The organism is Burkholderia sp. AU6039, from assembly GCF_002223365.1.
Lineage (GTDB): Bacteria > Pseudomonadota > Gammaproteobacteria > Burkholderiales > Burkholderiaceae > Burkholderia.
Genome location: NZ_NKFK01000004.1, coordinates 574,580 through 587,677, shown reverse-complemented (window position 1 = coordinate 587,677; position 13,098 = coordinate 574,580). Strand labels below are relative to the sequence as shown.

General features: G+C 69.2%; 12 protein-coding genes. 8 read left to right on the top strand and 4 right to left on the bottom strand.

The features are described 5' to 3' along the window. The first annotated feature begins 227 nt into the window (after nucleotides 1-227). The 5 genes from CFB39_RS15390 to CFB39_RS15370 all read left to right on the top strand — a co-directional run bounded on the left by CFB39_RS15390 (nucleotide 228) and on the right by CFB39_RS15370 (nucleotide 4,568). Nucleotides 228-488: a phosphopantetheine-binding protein gene (locus CFB39_RS15390; protein WP_039360173.1), complete on the top strand. Its 261-nt coding sequence runs from the start codon at nucleotides 228-230 to the stop codon at nucleotides 486-488. Between the two features lie 111 nt (nucleotides 489-599). Further along, nucleotides 600-1,316, top strand: coding sequence for a 3-oxoacyl-ACP reductase FabG (gene fabG / locus CFB39_RS15385; RefSeq protein ID WP_089473560.1), 717 nt, complete (start codon nucleotides 600-602; stop codon nucleotides 1,314-1,316). An 87-nt stretch (nucleotides 1,317-1,403) separates the two neighbouring features. Beyond that, on the top strand, nucleotides 1,404-2,702 hold the full coding sequence (locus CFB39_RS15380) for an endoribonuclease L-PSP (RefSeq protein WP_089473559.1): 1,299 nt from the start codon (nucleotides 1,404-1,406) through the stop codon (nucleotides 2,700-2,702). Between the two features lie 125 nt (nucleotides 2,703-2,827). Next, nucleotides 2,828-3,610: a glycosyltransferase family 2 protein gene (locus tag CFB39_RS15375; RefSeq protein WP_069248854.1), complete on the top strand. Its 783-nt coding sequence runs from the start codon at nucleotides 2,828-2,830 to the stop codon at nucleotides 3,608-3,610. A gap of 196 nt (nucleotides 3,611-3,806) precedes the next feature. Beyond that, nucleotides 3,807-4,568, top strand: coding sequence for a M48 family metallopeptidase (locus CFB39_RS15370; RefSeq protein ID WP_089446404.1), 762 nt, complete (start codon nucleotides 3,807-3,809; stop codon nucleotides 4,566-4,568). 100 nt (nucleotides 4,569-4,668) lie between these two features. Here CFB39_RS15370 and CFB39_RS15365 read toward each other — a convergent pair whose 3' ends face one another. Genes CFB39_RS15365 through CFB39_RS15350 form a run of 4 tightly spaced genes read right to left on the bottom strand, consistent with a single transcriptional unit; the run spans nucleotide 4,669 to nucleotide 9,402 of the window. Continuing rightward, on the bottom strand, nucleotides 4,669-6,381 hold the full coding sequence (locus CFB39_RS15365) for a lactate permease LctP family transporter (RefSeq protein ID WP_089473558.1): 1,713 nt from the start codon (nucleotides 6,379-6,381) through the stop codon (nucleotides 4,669-4,671). Nucleotides 6,382-6,431: 50 nt separating this feature from the next. Beyond that, nucleotides 6,432-7,877 (bottom strand): LutB/LldF family L-lactate oxidation iron-sulfur protein, encoded by a 1,446-nt coding sequence (locus tag CFB39_RS15360; protein WP_089473557.1) that lies wholly within the window; start codon nucleotides 7,875-7,877, stop codon nucleotides 6,432-6,434. Beyond that, on the bottom strand, nucleotides 7,874-8,608 hold the full coding sequence (locus CFB39_RS15355) for a lactate utilization protein C (RefSeq protein WP_089473556.1): 735 nt from the start codon (nucleotides 8,606-8,608) through the stop codon (nucleotides 7,874-7,876). Before CFB39_RS15355 ends, CFB39_RS15360 begins: the two co-directional genes overlap by 4 nt. Further along, entirely contained in the window at nucleotides 8,605-9,402 is a 798-nt protein-coding gene (locus CFB39_RS15350; RefSeq protein WP_089473555.1) for a (Fe-S)-binding protein, read from the bottom strand. Before CFB39_RS15350 ends, CFB39_RS15355 begins: the two co-directional genes overlap by 4 nt. A 134-nt stretch (nucleotides 9,403-9,536) precedes the next feature. Between CFB39_RS15350 and CFB39_RS15345 the strand changes: the two genes are divergently transcribed. The 3 genes from CFB39_RS15345 to CFB39_RS15335 all read left to right on the top strand — a co-directional run bounded on the left by CFB39_RS15345 (nucleotide 9,537) and on the right by CFB39_RS15335 (nucleotide 13,073). Beyond that, entirely contained in the window at nucleotides 9,537-10,253 is a 717-nt protein-coding gene (locus CFB39_RS15345; protein ID WP_089473554.1) for a FadR/GntR family transcriptional regulator, read from the top strand. A 225-nt stretch (nucleotides 10,254-10,478) separates the two neighbouring features. Next, nucleotides 10,479-12,101: a phospholipase D family protein gene (locus tag CFB39_RS15340; RefSeq protein ID WP_089473553.1), complete on the top strand. Its 1,623-nt coding sequence runs from the start codon at nucleotides 10,479-10,481 to the stop codon at nucleotides 12,099-12,101. Nucleotides 12,102-12,299: 198 nt separating this feature from the next. After that, nucleotides 12,300-13,073: a class II aldolase/adducin family protein gene (locus CFB39_RS15335; RefSeq protein ID WP_089473552.1), complete on the top strand. Its 774-nt coding sequence runs from the start codon at nucleotides 12,300-12,302 to the stop codon at nucleotides 13,071-13,073. The last annotated feature ends 25 nt before the right edge of the window (nucleotides 13,074-13,098 follow it).

Below are 13,098 nucleotides of genomic sequence, written 5' to 3'. Positions count from 1 at the left end.
CCCGAAACGGGCCGCGGAGCCGGCTCGCCAGTCTGTAACCATTGGCGGTATACGGCCCGATACCCGTTCGTCTAGAATCCGCGTAACTTTTACAAACAATCCCCAATAAAGCAGGCGGGGAAGCCGGCAGACGCCGGAGGGACGGAGATTCGCACGCGCCGGGCGTGCATGGCGACAGCCGTTTCCGGGCACCTTCCGCTGCCACGGGCCGCCTGCCCGCACGCATGATGAACGCACTGGAACAAGAGCTCGCCACGCTGATCATCGGCGAACTGAATCTCGAAGACGTCACGCTCGAAACCGTGACGGCCGAGACCCCGCTGTATGGCGAGGGTTTCGGGCTCGACTCCATCGACATCCTGGAAATCGCGCTGCTGATCTCGAAGAAATACGGCTTCGAGCTGCGTTCGGACAATCCGGACAATCAAAAGATCTTTGCGACGCTCGGTGCACTGGCGGCGTACGTCGCCGCGCACCGCACGAAGTGACGGTGTCGCGCCACGGGCGCGACGTGCAGGTGATGACGGCAGGCGGCCGCGATCGGCAGACGATACGCGGCCGCGTCGATCGAGGGGGAACGCGATGAACGGAGCAATTCGATGCGGGCTCTCGTGACGGGCGGCAGCGGCGCACTCGGGCAGGCGATCTGCACGGCGCTCGCGCAGGCTGGCCACGAAGTGTGGGTGCATGCGAACCGCCATCTCGCGCAGGCGGAGGCGGTCGCGCAGCAGATCGTCGCGGCCGGCGGCACCGCGCACGCGATCGCGTTCGACGTGACCGACGCCGATGCGACGCTCGCCGCGCTGCAGCCGTTCATCGACGATGCGCCGGTGCAGATCCTCGTCAACAACGCGGGCATTCACGACGATGCGCCAATGGCCGGCATGTCGCGCCGGCAATGGCACAGCGTGCTCGACGTGACGCTCAACGGCTTCTTCAACGTCACGCAGCCGCTGCTGTTGCCGATGATCCGCACGCGGCGCGGCCGGATCGTCAACCTCGCGTCGGTGGCCGGCGTGACCGGCAATCGCGGCCAGGTCAACTACGCGGCCGCGAAGGCGGGGCTGATCGGCGCGACGAAGTCGCTGTCGCTGGAGCTCGCGTCGCGCGGCATCACCGTGAACGCGGTCGCGCCCGGCATCATCGAATCGCCGATGGCCGAGCAGGCGTTTCCCGCGGAACGCATCAAGCAGCTCGTGCCCGCGCAGCGTGCGGGCCGGCCCGACGAAGTCGCGGCGATGGTCGCGTACCTGGTGTCCGACGCCGCGGCCTATGTGACGGGGCAGGTGCTGTCCGTCAACGGCGGGCTCGCCTGACGAAGCGCGCAGCGTCGGCGTGACGTAACGCAACGCGGCGCAGGCCGCGAGGTTGCGCGGCCTGCGCCGCATAGTGAGGAAATCGAAGTGTCCGTGCATCCAGTCGACGCCGAATGGCGCCCGTGTTCCCTGTCGTCCTCCACCGCGCCCGCCGTGCGCGGGCAGACGGCGGCCGGGCCGGTCGCATCGCGATCAGGCGAAGCGCTCGCGCATGGCGGCGGCCGCGCATTGCGGCTCGTCCGGATGAGCCATGCGCGGCTCGCCGCGTTGCTGCACGATGCGCGTGGTCGTGGCGATGGATTCGAGCGCGCGCTTCCCGGCGCGTTGGGTGCGGTGTGCATTGGCGCGGACACGGCATCGCACGCCGAATCACGAGCGGACGCGGCGGCACGGATGCTGGCCGATGTCGTGCCCGACCTGCCGGTCGCCCCGGTGCCGATGACGCTGCTCGGCGCCGGCATCGCGCCGGACGACGCCGTCTGCGAAATCTGGCAATGCCATGCGCGCGACCTGTGCAGCGAACGTCGCGGCGCGCTGCACTATCGGTACAGCGAAACGGCGGGCCTCGTGTTCGGCAGCATCGTCGTGCACGAAGCAGCACGTGAGGCGAACGAATCGCACGACGGCGGCACCCCGCTCGAACGCGCGACCCACGACGCATACCGCGCACTGTTCGACGTGCTCGATTCGCTCGGCATGCCGCATCCGCTGCGCATCTGGAATACCGTGCCGGCGATCAACGCGGTGCAGTTCGGGATCGAGCGCTATCGTCAGTTCAATATCGGCCGCCAGCACGCGTTCGATGCGTGCCGCCGCGCGCTGACGGGCGGCGTGCCGGCCGCATGCGCGCTCGGCTCGGTCGTGCCGGTCGCGGGCGATGCATCGCCGGCCGCGCCGCTCGCGATCCATTTCCTCGCGAGCCGCACGCCGGCCGATCCGGTCGAGAACCCGCGCCAGGTCAGCGCGTATCACTATCCGGCGCAGTACGGCCCGCGTGCGCCGACGTTCGCGCGCGCCGCCGCATGGCCGCAACGCGATGCCGCGCCGGTGCTGTTCGTGTCGGGCACCGCGAGCATCGTCGGGCACCGCACCGTGCATCACGGCGACGTCGTCGCGCAAACGCGCGAGACGGTCGCGAACCTTGCGGCCGTGCTCGAGCAGGCCGCGCGCCAGGGGCACGGCCCGTTCTCGCTCGCCGACCTGAGCTATCGCGTCTACGTGCGCGACGCCGGCGATGCGGCGGCGCTGGCCGCGATCGAGCGCGTGCTGCGCGAGGCGGCCGGCCCCGGCGTGCGGCCGCTCGTCGTCCATGCGGACGTGTGCCGCGACGACCTGCTGGTCGAGATCGAGGCCAGCGCGGGTCATCAGGAGGCATGGTTGTCATGAAGCGGGAAAACCTCACGATCGAGCAACCGGCCCGGCACGCGGGTGACGTCGACGAAGCCTGCCGACGGTCGCCGGCAAGTCATAAACTTTTGTCAGGATCCCCGTCTTCGCAATCGGCCGTTTCCATGTCCAAGCTGCACGCCTCGTCCACCCATCTCGTCCTGATTCCGAGCTACAACCCGGGTGCCAAGGTCGACACGACCGTGCGCAATGCCCGCGCGCAGTGGAATCCGGTGTGGGTCGTCGTCGACGGCAGCACCGACGGCAGCGCCGAACGGCTGCAGGCGATGGCCGAGCGCGACCCGGGGCTGCGCGTGATCGTGCTGCCGGAGAACCGCGGCAAGGGCGCCGCGGTGCTCGCCGGGCTCGACGCGGCGGCCGCGAGCGGCTTCACGCATGTGTTGACGATGGATTCCGACGGCCAGCATCCGGCCGACCTGATTCCCGCGTTCATGGCCGCGTCGCAGGCCGCGCCCGACGCGATGGTGCTGGGCGTGCCGAAGTTCGACGCGAGCGCGCCGCAGTTGCGCGTGCAGGGGCGCCGCCTGTCGAACGCGTGGGCCGACCTCGAGACGCTGTGGGCCGGGATCGGCGATTCGCTGTACGGGTTTCGCGTGTATCCGGTCGCGCCGCTGGCCGCGATCATGCGCCGCCAGCCGTGGATGCGCGGCTTCGACTTCGATCCCGAGGCGGCCGTACGGCTGTGCTGGGCCGGCGTGCGGCCGATCCGCATCGACGCGCCGGTGCGCTATTTCGGCCGCCACGAGGGCGGCGTCTCGCACTTCCATTACGGCCGCGACAACGCGCTGCTCGCGTGGATGCACCTGCGCCTGTTCACCGGCTTCGCGGTGCGGCTGCCGATGCTGGTCGCGCGGCGGCTGACGCGACGCCACGACCAGACGGCCTGAGCCTGCCCGTTTCCCGTTCCGGTCGTCGCCCGGTTGCGGCGATTGCTCCGTTTTCCGTCGTCAATCCCGTGCCGACGCGCCGCTTCGTTCCTGTTCGTTGAGTAATCAACGTGTCATCTGATGTAAACATCTGGTAATTTTCTGCCGGATTATGCAAAATCGCCGCTCCCAAATACAACTATCGAGGGATTCCGGGATGCAACTCAAGAAAGCGGTGGCAGCGTGTGGCGTGGCGTTTCTGTTGAGCGCGTGCGGCGGGGTACAGAGCCTTGACGCGAACAGCCTGACGTCGGCGGGGACCAGCCTGTACAAGGCAGCGACGCTGTCGGACAGCGACATCGCCGCACTGTCGAACGACTCGTGCAAGGCGAGCGATGCCGAATCGAAGATCGCGCCGGCGAACAGCGCATACGCGAAGCGCCTGACGAAGGTGATGAAGGGCTTCGGCGACATGACGCTGAACGGCCAGAAGATCAACTACAAGGTCTACATGACCAAGGACGTCAACGCGTGGGCGATGGGCAACGGCTGCGTGCGCGTGTACAGCGGCCTGATGGACCAGATGAACGACGACGAGCTGCGCGGCGTGATCGGCCATGAAATGGGCCACGTCGCCCTCGGCCACTCGAAGAAGGCGATGCAGACGGCCTACGCGGTCAGCGCGGCGCGCACCGCGGCCGGCGCGGCATCGCCGGGCGTGGCGGCGCTGACGAGCTCGCAGCTCGGCGACATCACCGAGAAGTTCATCAATGCGCAGTTCTCGCAGACGCAGGAAAGCGCGGCCGACGACTACTCGTTCGACCTGATGAAGCAGAAGGGCATGAACCAGAAGGGCCTCGTCACCGCATTCCAGAAGCTGGCGAAGCTCGACGGCGGCAAGAGCTCGATGATGGATTCGCACCCGTCGTCGGCGAGCCGCGCGCAGCACATCGAGGATCGCATCGCGAAGGGCAGCTGATCGCGCAACCGGTCGCCTGCCGCGGCGGGCGATCAACCGGCGACATGAAAAACCCCACGCTCTTTCGGGCGTGGGGTTTTGTTTTTGGGGCGGGCGCCGCTTACGGCACCATCCCCGGCAGCACGTACGCCTGCGCGAGCGTGATCAACCCGACGATCACCGCGAACAGCAGGCTGTGCCGCACCGTGAAGCGGAACAGCTCCGACTCCTTGCCGACGAGGCCCGTCGCCGCGCAGGCGACCGCGATCGACTGCGGCGAGATCATCTTCGCGGTCACGCCGCCCGTCGTGTTCGCGGCCACTGCGAGCGTCTCGGGCACGCCGAGCTGATGGGCCGTGGCCTGCTGCAGCGAACAGAACAGCGCGTTCGACGACGTGTCCGAACCCGTCAGGAACACGCCGAGCCAGCCGAGGAACGGCGAGAAGAACGGGAACGCGGCGCCGGTCGCGGCCAGCATCAGCGCGAGCGTCGACGACATCCCCGAATAGTTCGCGACGAACGCAAACGCCAGCACGAGGCCGATCGACAGGATCGGGCGCGTCAGTTCCTTCAGCGTCTCGCCGAACGTGACGAGCGCGTCGCGCGGCTTCATCCGCAGCAGCGCCATCGAGATCAGCGCGGTCACGAAGATCGCGCTGCCCACCGCCGACACGAGATCGATCTTCAGCACCGCGTCGAGCGCCTTCGGCGTCACGGCGATCGGCGCGGTTTTCACGACGAGCTGGTCGAGCCCCGCCACATGGAACTTCAGCACGGTCGACGCGAGCGCGCCGTGCGCGGCGAACAGCGCCTTGAACGGCGCGATGCTCCATACCGTGACGACGGCCGTCAGGATCAGGAACGGCGACCACGCGCGCACGGTCTGCGCGAGCGTGTACGGCGACGCCTGCCGGCTCGTGCCGGTGCCGAAGCCGTTGCGCGAGCCCGCGCCGCCGAAGCCCGCGAGCGCGGCGCCGCCGCCCGACGCGACGAGGCCGCCGGCCGTCTGCTTCGCGGTGCGCGGCTGCCAGACCTTCAGGAACGCGGCGAGTGCGACGAGGCTGACGAGCGATGACGTGATGTCCGGCAGCTCGGGCCCGATGTGGTTCGACGTGAAGTACTGCGTCACCGCGAAGCTGCCGCCCGCGACGAGCGCGGCCGGCCAGGTCTGCCGCACGCCGCGCAGCCCGTCCATCATGAACACGAGCCAGAACGGCACCGCGAGCGACAGCAGCGGCAACTGGCGGCCGGCCATCGCGCCGATATGGAACGGGTCGATGCCCGTCACCTGCCCGGCGACGATGATCGGAATGCCCATCGCGCCGAACGCGACCGGTGCCGTGTTTGCAATCAGGCACAGTCCTGCCGCGTGCAGCGGCTTGAAGCCGAGGCCGACGAGCAGCGCCGCCGTGATCGCGACGGGCGCGCCGAAGCCGGCCGCGCCTTCGAGGAACGCGCCGAACGAGAAGCCGATCAGCAGCATCTGCAGGCGCTGGTCGTCGGTGATCGACAGCACGGACGCGCGAATGATGTCGAACTGGCCGGTCTTCACGACGATCTTGTACAGGAACACGGCCGCGACGATGATCCACGCGATCGGCCAGATGCCGTACGCGAAGCCGAAGCCGGCCGCCGCGAGCGCCTGCGGTACGGGCATCCCGTACGCGAGGATCGCGACGCCGAGCGAGAGCAGCAGCGTGATCGCCGCGGCGACGTGGCCCTTGAGCCGCAGCGCGGCCAGCGCGACGAAAAAGAAGATGATCGGGATTGCGGCGACGAACGCCGACAGCCCGAGGCTGCCGAGCGGCGTGTAGATCTGATGCCAGGCTTGCATGGATGTCTCCTCCATAGGTTTTTGTCGATACGGCTTGAGAAACGAAACGGCTATTCGGGCTGGCCGCGTGCGCGCAGCAGGTCGGACAGGCTGCGCGGTGCCGGTTCGAGCGGCGTGCGGTGCTGCGTCCAGCCCATCTGTTTTGCCGGTGTCAGCGCACGCAGCCGCGTCGCGGTCCAGCGGAACGCGCGGTACGCGCGCGGGTGCGCGAACGCCCCCGACCAGAAGCGCCACACGAGGTCTTCCGCGCGGTTGTAGTTCGCGCCCTGGCCGCGCAGCGGATGCGCGACGGGCTCGTCAGGCTTGCGGTTCGCTTCGGTGCGCAGCCGCACGAGCAGCTGCGGGATCGGAATCCGCACCGGGCATACCTCGCCGCAGGCGCCGCACAGCGTCGATGCGGTCGGCAGGTCGGCCGTCGCGTCGAGGCCGAGCAGGTGCGGCGAGATGATCTTGCCGATCGGGCCCGGGTAGGTCGTGCCGTAGGCGTGGCCGCCGATGCGCGTATAGACGGGGCAGTGGTTCATGCACGCGCCGCAGCGGATGCACTGCAGCGTCGCGCGCAACTGCTCGTCCGCGTAAGCCTGCGTGCGGCCGTTGTCGAGCAGCACGAGATGCACCTCGCGCGGGCCGTCGCGTTCGCCGTCGCGGCGCGGGCCCGAGATCAGGTTGAAGTAGGTCGTGATCGCCTGGCCGGTGGCCGAGCGCGTGAGCAGGCTCGACAGCGGCACGATGTGCTCGAGCTTCTCGACGACCTTCTCGATCCCCATGATCGCGACGTGCGTGTCGGGCACCGTCGTCGACAGGCGGCCGTTGCCTTCGTTCTCGACGAGCCACAGCGTGCCCGTGTCGGCCGCCGCGAAGTTCACGCCGGACAGGCCGATGTCCGCCTCGGCGAACGCGCGGCGCAGCGCGCGCCGGCCGGTCTGGATCAGCTCGTCGACGTCCTCGGTGTAGCGTGTGCCGGGGATGTGCTCTTGGAACAGCTCGGCGATGTCGCCGCGCGTCTTGTGGATCGCCGGCATCACGATATGCGACGGCTTCTCGCCCGCAAGCTGAACGATGAATTCGCCCATGTCGGATTCGATGCAGTCGACGCCGTGCTCCGCGAGGGCGTGGTTCAGGTCGATTTCCTCGCTCGCCATCGACTTGCCCTTGATCACGCGGCGGGCCTTCTTCGCTTGCGCGATGCCGAGCACGATTGCGTTCGCGTCGGCGGCCGTTTCGGCCCAGTGCACGTGCACGCCGGCTTCGGTGAGCTTCGTTTCCAGCCGTTCGAGCAGTGCGGGCAATTGCGCGAGCGCGTGCTGCCGCACGGCTTCGCCGAGGTCGCGCAGCTGTTGCAGCTCGGTGTCGTCGGGGAACTGCGTCGCGCGCTTGCCTTGCAGGAAGTCCATCGCGCCGCGAAAGCTCGTGCGCAGCGCGGGATCGCCGAGCGCGGCGCGCGCGCGGGCCTTGAAGTCGCCGGGGGCGACGAATTGCACGGTGTGGTCGCTCATTGGGGGCGGTCCTCGCTGGCGGTGGCGGCCGGGCCGGCGGCGGCCGTCTCGGTGACGATCACGACCCACAGGCGGCGCGGGCCGTGCGCGCCATAGGCGAGCGTCTGCTGGATGTCGGACGTCTTCGACGGGCCCGATACCAGCACGAGGTTGGTCGGCATGCCGGCGTGCCAGCGCTCCGCGTGCACGGCCGCGTGCAGGTCGGGGTGCAGCGTGTTCGCATGGACGAGCGCGACATGCAGCGGCGGCACCAGCGACACCGTGCGCGGCGTGCCGGCATCGGGTGCGAGCACGACGGTGCCGGTGGCCGCGATGCCCGAGCGCGCAACGGTGAAGCCCGCGTCGATCGTGTCGAACAGTTCGGTCTTCCATGCGTCGATCGGCCGGTCGAACGGCACCGGCACGACCGTGTCGGGCAGCGCGCGGGCGAGCGCCGCGGATTCGGCGCGGGCCGGGTCGAGCAGCAGCCGGCGCACGCCGGCCTCGGCGAGCCGCGCGGCGAGCTGCGCGGGCCATGCGTCGCCGGTCGCGCACCAGACGTCCGCGTGCGACGCGGCGAGCGCGGCCTGCATCGTGAGGGCAAGTGTGTACGGATCGTGTGCCGCTTCGGTTTGCATGCGGCGCATGTCGTAATGCGTGTCGATGCGAGCGTCGAGCGCGGGGGCGGCCCCCGCGGCGACACCCGGGGCGGAGGCGCGCAGCCGCTGGAGGATGGCGTCGCGCGCGCTCATGACTTGTCTCCGCGCAGCGATGCGGCGCCGGCGGTGCGCCGCCACAGGAAGCTGGCGAGATGCTCGACGGGCAGCGGCGCGCCGGATTGGTCGGCCGCGTGGCCGATGTTCAGCAGGCAGCCGCAGTCGGCGGACACGAGCCGGTCGCAGCCCGTCGCGCAGGCCGACGCGACCTTGTCGCGCACCATCGCGCCGGAGATGTCGGGATGCTTCAGCGAGAACGTGCCGCCGAAGCCGCAGCATTCGGATTCCCGTTCGTGATCGATGCGCGTCACGCCCGGCAGCGCGTCGACGAGCGCGCCGCCGTGCACGCGCGTGCCCATCTCGCGGCGGGCCGCGCACGACGTGTGCAGCACCACGCGCTCGTCGGCGCCGGCCGGCGCGGCGAGTGCATCGAGCCGCACGTCGAGCACGTGTACGAGGAATTCGGTGAGTTCGTAGGTGCGTTCCGCGATCGCACGCGCCTTGGCGCCGTGGACGGGATCGTCGGCGAACAGCGCCGGCCAATGGTGCCGGATCATGCCGCCGCACGAGCCGGACGGCACGATCACGGGCCACGGTTCGGCGAACAGGTCGAGCTGCGCGGCCGCGACGCGGCGCGCCTCGTCGGGATTGCCGCTGCTGTAGGCCGGCTGCCCGCAGCAGCTCTGGCCGCGCGGATAGTGGACGGTCAGGCCTTCGCGTTCCAGCAGGCGGACCGCGTCGAGCCCGGCTTCGGGGACGAACAGGTCGACCAGGCAGGTCGCGAACAGGTAGACGTGCGCGGCGGCGGCGGGGTACTGCCTTTCGTTCATGTCTCGCTCCAGAGGCGACGGCCCGGCATGCGGATGCGGGACGACGATTTCGCTGCATAATTCCCGCGACGGCGCCGCAGCTCAAATTGGTTGGGCCAATCGGCGCGGAAGGCATTCCGCGGGGAGACGCGACGATGGCAGCGATGACGGCACGGGGCCGGACCGAAGTGGTGATGCGCAAGATCGAGACGGCGCTGCTCGACGGCACCTGGCCGGCCGGCGCGCGCCTGCCGGCCGAGCGCGTGCTTGCGCAGGAATACGGCGTGGCGCGCAATACGGTGCGCGAGGCGACCCAGCGGCTCGTCGCGCGCGGGCTGCTGCAGAGCCGGCGCGGCGCGGGCGTCTACGTGACGGACCAGTTGCGTGCCGGGATCGCGTCGCCGTGGGGTCAGCTGGTCGCCGATCATCCGGCGCTGCGCGACGACATCCTCGAGTTCCGCCGCGTGCTCGAAGGCGCGACCGCCTATTTCGCCGCGCTGCGCGCCGATGCGAACGACCGGCGCCGGATCCGGGCGCTGCTGCGCGAGCTCGAAACCGCGCACGCGAACGGCGCCGCGGCCGTCGAAGCCGCGACCGACGCGAAGCTGCACGAGGCGATTGCGCTCGCGTCGCACAACACGATGTTCCTGCACCTGCATACCAGCGTGATCGGGATGCTGCGCGAGCACATCTCGATCAACGTGGCGGGCATGACGACGCACGACGAGCAGGCGTCCGAGCTGCTGTTGCTGCAGCACCACGTCGTGTGCGACGCGATCTGCGCGCAACGGCCCGAGGAGGCGCGCACCGCGATGCAGACGCATATCGACTATGTGCGCAGCCATTTCGAGCGCAGCGGCGATGGAGCATGAAATTGGTTGGGCCGCTTTGGCGCGTGACCCGTCCGGCGGGCGACTCCGGAGCGGCGGGGCATCGGTGCCCGGCAGGCGGGCGGCCATCCGTGGGCTGAAGCTGCCGGCGGCGGCCTGCGCGATTGACCGGTTCATCGGGCGCCCACTAGAATCGGCCGGAACCGCGCGCCAGCCGCGCGCCGCGGCGCATGCGGGACTTTTGTTCCGCCAGTCGAGGAAGTTTCCGTGTTCACCTCTTTGATCCGGCGCGCACCGGCCGCGCTGTCGTGGCGCGCCGCCTGCCGCCAGGCCCGCGCGCTGGTCGTCTGCGCGCTGCTGCCGCTCGCCGCGTGCGCGACGCATCCGCCCGCCACCTCGCTCGATCGCCCCGTCTCCCACGCGTTGTCGGCCGATATCGCGACACCGTTGCGCGATGCGCTAGCCGCGCCGGAAGCCGCGCATCCGGGGCAGTCGGGCTTCCGGCTGCTGGCCGATGGCGCCACCGCGCTGCAGATGCGCATCGCGCTCGCGCGGGCGGCGACGAAGACGCTCGACATGCAGTACTACATCGCGACCGAGGACACGACCGGCAAGCTGCTGCTCGCCGCGGCGCTGTACGCGGCCGATCGCGGCGTGCGCGTGCGGATGCTGGTCGACGACCTGAACTTCCACGATATCGATCGCGTGATGGCCGCGCTCAACACGCACCAGAACATCGAGATCCGCGTGTTCAACCCGTTCGGCGCATCGCAGCGCGGCATGGTCGAGCGCACGGCCAACTTCTTCACGCGGATCGACAGCTTCACGCGCCGGATGCACAACAAGGCGATGATCGCGGACAACCAGCTCGCGATCGTCGGCGGCCGCAATCTCGGCGACGAATACTTCAGTGCGAGCCCGACACTGCAGTTCCGCGATCTCGACGTGCTGGCCGCCGGCCCCGTGACGAGCGACATCTCGAAGAGCTTCGACGACTACTGGGCGAGCGCGAGCAGCTATCCGTTGCGCGTGCTGAATCAGCAGACATTCGATCCGAAGGATCTCGACGCGATGCGCGACGAGTTGCGCGACCACTGGCGAAAGAATGCCGATCCGTACAACGCGAAGCCGCTGAACGCGACGCCGCTCGCACGGCAGATCGCGCGCGACGAACTCGAACTCGTGTGGGCGCCTGCCGAATTCAAGGTCGATGCGCCGGACAAGGTCGCGCGGCCGACCGGCACGTACGTGAGCCCGCCGATGCAACGCCTGGCTGAGCTGACGCGCGGCGCGCAGAAGGAATTCCTCGCGTTTTCGCCGTACTTCGTGCCGCACGACGCCGGCGTGAAGATCCTCGGCGACACGGTCGCGCGCGGCGTGCGCGTCGCGATCGTCACGAATTCGCTCGCGGCGACCGACGCGGTCGCGGTGCAGGCCGGCTATGCGCCGTACCGCGTGCCGTTGCTGCAGCGCGGCGTCGAGCTGTACGAATTCAAGTCGCAGCCGGACCAGCAGCCCGCGCGGCTGTTCGGTTCGCGCTCGCGCGCGAGCCTGCATGCGAAGGCGTACGTGATCGACCGGCAAATCGTCGTGATCGGTTCGCTGAATCTCGACCCGCGTTCCGCGTACTTGAACACCGAGCTCGCGCTCGTGGTCCATAGCCCGGTGCTCGCGCAGCAGGCCGCGGCGATCTTCGCGCGCGTGACGCAGCCGGACGAAAGCTACCGCGTCATGCTCGCGAAGCGGACCGACGGCAGCCCGCCCGCGCTCGAATGGACGGGCACCGAAGGCGGTCAGGCCGCCACCTATCACGTCGACCCGCATGCGGGGCTGCTGCGCAACGTGATGACGGGCATCTTCACGCTGCTGCCGGTCGACGACCAGTTGTAAGGGCGGCAACGGCTCCGGCAAAACCCGCGATACCGGTGCGCGGGGAAAGGTGATAAGGTTGTGCGCGCAACGATATATGAATCGTGAAGGGCGCCGCCGGGCCGTTCGCACAATGCGGGTCGGAACGGCGCCGGCAGACGATGGACGATGCGCGCCGCCGCTCGCCGTGGCCGCGCGCCGTCGCAACCGGAGTTCCCCATGCAACGTGTACCGAACCAGCCGTTCATGCGCCCCGCGCGCTTCTCCGAAGCCGAATGGCAGGCGCGGGTGCAGCTCGCGGCCGCCTACCGCATCTTCGATCACCTCGGCTGGACCGAGCTGATCTACAACCATATCTCGCTGCGCGTGCCGGGCGAGGACGGGCATTTCCTGATCAACCCGTTCGGGCTCCATTACCGCGAGGTGTGCGCGTCGAACCTCGTGAAGATCGACATCGACGGCAACGTGATCGGTCATTCCGACTGGCCGATCAACCCGGCCGGCTTCACGTTCCACAGCGCGATCCATGCGGCGCTGCCCGATGCGCACTGCGTGATGCACGTGCATACGACGCCGACGATGGCCGTGTGCTGTTCGCGCGACGGGCTGTCGTTCTCCAATTTCTATTCGGCGCAGCTGTACGGGAAGATCGCGTATCACGACTTTGAGGGCATCACCGTGCATCTCGAAGAGGGGCGGCGCATCGTCGAAAGTGCAGGCGGGCGGCCCGTGCTGCTGCTGCGCAACCATGGGCCCGTGACGATCGGCGCGACGCTCGCGCAGACGTTCTCGCTGATGTGGCTGCTCAATCGTGCATGCGAGGTGCAGGTCGCCACGCATGCGATCGGCGACGCGTTGCCGATCGCGCCGCCGGTGCTCGAAGGGTGCGTGCGCGATTCGCTGAATTTCGATCCGAAGCATGGCGCGGGGCAGGACGCGTTCGACGCGCTGCAGCGGATCGTCGATCGCATCGATCCGGGCTATCGCGCGTGACGTGAAGCGGTGCGCTCGCATCGTC